Annotated in this window: 5 protein-coding genes; all 5 read right to left on the reverse strand. The window is 33.7% G+C overall.

Annotated elements, in window-relative coordinates; all coding sequences use genetic code 11:
• Positions 1–224 precede the first annotated feature (224 nt).
• The gene (locus tag K5G00_RS28940; protein ID WP_238770012.1) at positions 225–878 is read right to left on the reverse strand and encodes a class I SAM-dependent methyltransferase; all 654 of its coding nucleotides are present in this window, start codon (positions 876–878) and stop codon (positions 225–227) included.
• A gap of 172 nt (positions 879–1,050) precedes the next feature.
• On the reverse strand, positions 1,051–1,590 hold the full coding sequence (locus tag K5G00_RS28945; RefSeq protein ID WP_238770014.1) for a hypothetical protein: 540 nt from the start codon (positions 1,588–1,590) through the stop codon (positions 1,051–1,053).
• Positions 1,587–2,129: a hypothetical protein gene (locus K5G00_RS28950; protein ID WP_238770016.1), complete on the reverse strand. Its 543-nt coding sequence runs from the start codon at positions 2,127–2,129 to the stop codon at positions 1,587–1,589. Before K5G00_RS28950 ends, K5G00_RS28945 begins: the two co-directional genes overlap by 4 nt.
• Positions 2,130–2,339: 210 nt before the next feature.
• Positions 2,340–3,050 (reverse strand): hypothetical protein, encoded by a 711-nt coding sequence (locus tag K5G00_RS28955; protein ID WP_238770018.1) that lies wholly within the window; start codon positions 3,048–3,050, stop codon positions 2,340–2,342.
• 146 nt (positions 3,051–3,196) lie between these two features.
• Positions 3,197–3,661 carry a hypothetical protein gene (locus K5G00_RS28960; protein WP_238770020.1) on the reverse strand — a complete coding sequence of 155 codons (465 nt, stop codon included), beginning with the start codon at positions 3,659–3,661 and terminating at the stop codon, positions 3,197–3,199.
• Between the last annotated feature and the right edge of the window lie 119 nt (positions 3,662–3,780).

Genomic DNA, 3,780 nt, shown 5'->3' on the forward strand with positions numbered 1-3,780 from the left:
CTCATCCCTGAATCTAAATTGTCGGCAATTTCTACTATCTGTTTATCAGTCGGTTTCATATATGCACTAACTTTTTTTAACTGGCATGTAACGGTAAATTGTATGAGTAGTGGCAGATTGCGGGCTTTTTGCCTGTCAAACCGCTACGCAGTTTGAGCGGGCTACAAACCTTGATATTTAGCACTTTGCCTGCCATTACTTATACAAAATGTTAGCCACTGGCATTATTTACTTTGTTTTCTGCATATAATCTGAATAAATCTTTGTGAAGGTTTGTTGTCAACATTCATTGAAGGTTCACTAATCTCTTCTGATTTAATCAATCCATAATCTCCAAATTCTTTTTTTACCGAATCCGCATCATAGAAAAATAAGTTAACACCATGTCCTGTCTTAAAAGTATCTTTGCTTATTTCTTCTCCATTTCCGTAGCGAGCATCCAATTTTGAAATCGCAATAAAGACCATGTATCCATTTGTATTTAGTTGATTATAACAATCATTAATCAGTTTTTCTCTTTCTGACTCATTAAGTAAATGAATCAATGCGTAACAATAAATCCCGTCATATAAGTATTGGTCAAACGGCATTTCAGAAACAGAACCATGATGAATTTTCAAGTCATCTCCGTAATGTTTTTTGGCCAAATCAATCGCAGTTTCTGAAATCTCAATTCCAGTTACATCAAATCCTTGGTCAATGAATATCTTAGCATTTCTTCCGTATCCAAATCCAGGTATTAATATTTTATTTAATCCGATATTTTTAAACAGCTCTGTAGTTGCAATGGCAGAATCAGCAGGTTCAAATCCCCACATTTCTTTTTTATCCTTAAAACTTTCTTCCCAAAATTCTGTCATAATTATCTTTTTATTCATTATCTGTTTGTTGTACTTGAGTCCTGCTTGTGGCTAACGGTTGGTACATGTTGTCGGGGCGGATTTCGGAGCGCGTTCCTGTCCGAAGGACACGGAACTGCGATGCGAGAATCCGCAGTTGGCGTACCACCGAACCCCGCCCTGCAATATGTACTGTGTTAGCACCAGTTTTTTAAAAATTTCTCGTCCAGTCATGTGTTTTTGCTCCTTTTTGATAACACTCTATTAAACAACTTCTTGCCTTTATATCTATTTCCATATAGAATCCTAAGATATATCCACAAACATGCTCGGGAAGAGTAACTCCGTCAAATGACCATATGTCATCGTAGCTGTCTTTTGTTAGTGCACGTAACCGTTTTTTGTCGCTAAGTTTTTCTTCTTCCGGTCGATTTGATTTTTTCATTTCGATTGCGATAAGGTTGTCTTGTGCAACAATTTTCCCTCTACTATGAAGTATAATGTCACAATTTATACTGACAACATTCATTTCATCATCTAATATCGTTTTGACTTGTCCGTTTTGTTTTCGATTGTATTCCGGGTCTGCGTAGTAACCTGAAATTTTATTTTGCTTCACTAAGTTTTCCATATAGATAGCAAGTCGCCCACATAAATTTCTTTCGTTAACATTATTAAGAATGTTGTCTAATTCATCGACAAAGAAAATGTCAGTTGAAGATTCAAAAATCTGATGTAAAAGAGCTTTCATATTGATTTAATAAGACCATTTATTTGGTTCTGATTTAACTCATAACATGGAGTATAATTAAAACCTATCGTATACATTTTCTCAATGGGAGCAATTATTGTCCCTTTCCCGTTACCAAACTTTTTTATTATTTGGTCTCTAAAAGTTGATGAAACATTTCCCAAATAGATAGTTCTGAAAATTGAGTTGTCGATAATTAGATTTGGAATTTCAACCCAACAATGACCATCCCAAATCTCATTGATTTCTTTTTTCTCAGAGGAATATGGAATCGGCGATTTGCAGTTGAAAATTCGTTTTTCGAAATAATCAAGATGACCAGAAATTACGGCAACAGGAATATCCGAATGGTCATAAATTACCGCCCCCAACAAAGCACTTAACTGAGCGCAATTAAAAGCCTTTTGAGGAATTTTTCTTAAGACATCTTCATTGACTTCTCGGATGAATTCGATATCCTTAGTTGTCAGGTTATAGGAATTGAAGGCTTCAATCCTTTCTTTATCTAATATGTTAATTAATCTATTTGTTTGGCTCATTTCAAAATTGGTGCTAACGGTTTGGCTATGTGGAGTGCGGGACTTTGAAATGCTTCACTGTCAGGCTGCCACTGAGCCAATTCGTTTATTCATATTTTAGTTTTTATAGCCAAATCGTCAAAGACGAATTGGCGTTGTTGATGCGAAGAACTGCGGTTGAATTACCCGCTGAACCCCGCATTACATATAGCTTTTGTTAGCCACTGGCTTTTATTCTTTTCTACTAATATTTTTAATATAGACATCTAAATTGGTGTTGTCATAAAAAACTCTCTTATCAAAATTCGTAATAATTCGATTCAATTTGTTTATATTAAAATTTGCTCTACGCCTTATTAATTTTTTAACAGTTTTTACTTCTTCCTTTTTAACGGTCATAAAATCTAACCTTACAAAATAGGATTCATAGATACTGAAAAGAGAAAGAAAATAAATGAAGGGCAGAAATAGAGTTGTCAAAACTATTGGAAAAATGAAAATTCTTAAAGTAGTAAATGAAAAGAAAGTTTCGAATCCTATTATCGTTTTGTAAATTGAGAACCCTAGAAATACAAATCCAATTATGCTTAAAATATTAGTCAACAATTTTGTTACTTGAATATTTGTCTTGTCTAATTCTGAAAATGCTTGTGTGGTTGCAATAAAAACTAATACTGGAAGCATTATAAACTCAGTAATTAAACTAAAACTGTAAAAGTTTATTATGAACTCAAATAACACCGTCCACTTTAAACTTTCTCGCAAGATATTCTTGAAATAGGTAAAGTTTTTTGCTTCTACTGATTTAAACATCAGCACAAACCCCACTGTGAATAACCATAGAAGTGAGTCTTTTAAATAGGCTAAATCCCAAAATTTTACTTTATACAGAGCATAAAACATTAGAAATAAATACATACCTAAAATTGCATATATCTTCAAAAAACTTTTTTGGAACAACATCTTAATTAGCCCCCAAATAGAAGTTCTCATCGACTTCATAAACAGCAAGGCGATTATGAAAAGTAAAATCCAACTAAAAAGCGAGATTTCTCTGGTACTAAATATTTCAAGTAAGTTATTCAAATCTAAAAATGTCTCAAAATGGCGGTTAACACCATATTTGCATTATCAAAATTTTCTTTCTGTTGGTCGATAAATTCCATTTGCTTTAAACCGTGAAAGAGATTGTTTCTAAATCGATAAACAATTATTGCCAACGCCAATATGTTTTCCGAATTATTATTGTTGTTTCCCAACAAAACATCAGCGACTAATTCTCTTCTATCGTTATTCCTAAAGTTCAAATGATTAAATCTTTCATTTGTTTCTCCGTCGCTGATATATCTATTTCTAAAATAATTCAAGTTGTTTTCAAATTCTGCGAGGTCAAAATCAATTGGATTTAGTCTTTCTGAAAGTCGATTAACAGAACAGTTGTTGTCGCAAACAATATTCTCAAAAACATTCCATAATAATGAGAAATCTTTAACGCTTGATAAGTCATTTTCTGAAAAGTTAGTTCCGAATCTATTATTAATCCATTCTCTCATATGTCTGGTTTTAAGCTTGTGGCTAACGGTTGGTGTAAGTTGCGGAGCGGATTTCGGTGAGCGTCAGCGTCCGGTAGGACGTGACGTTCATGCGAGAATCCGCGGCTCGAAAACCACCG

The sequence above is a fragment of the Maribellus maritimus genome (genome assembly GCF_022267315.1).
Lineage (GTDB): Bacteria > Bacteroidota > Bacteroidia > Bacteroidales > Prolixibacteraceae > Draconibacterium > Draconibacterium maritimum.

What these genes read in the sequence shown, in the direction of transcription:
- K5G00_RS28940 (WP_238770012.1), bottom strand. Translation starts at nt 878, where the DNA reads ATGAATAAAAAGATAATTATGACAGAATTTTGGGAAGAAAGTTTTAAG.
- K5G00_RS28945 (WP_238770014.1), bottom strand. Translation starts at nt 1,590, where the DNA reads ATGAAAGCTCTTTTACATCAGATTTTTGAATCTTCAACTGACATTTTC.
- K5G00_RS28950 (WP_238770016.1), bottom strand. Translation starts at nt 2,129, where the DNA reads ATGAGCCAAACAAATAGATTAATTAACATATTAGATAAAGAAAGGATT.
- K5G00_RS28960 (WP_238770020.1), bottom strand. Translation starts at nt 3,661, where the DNA reads ATGAGAGAATGGATTAATAATAGATTCGGAACTAACTTTTCAGAAAAT.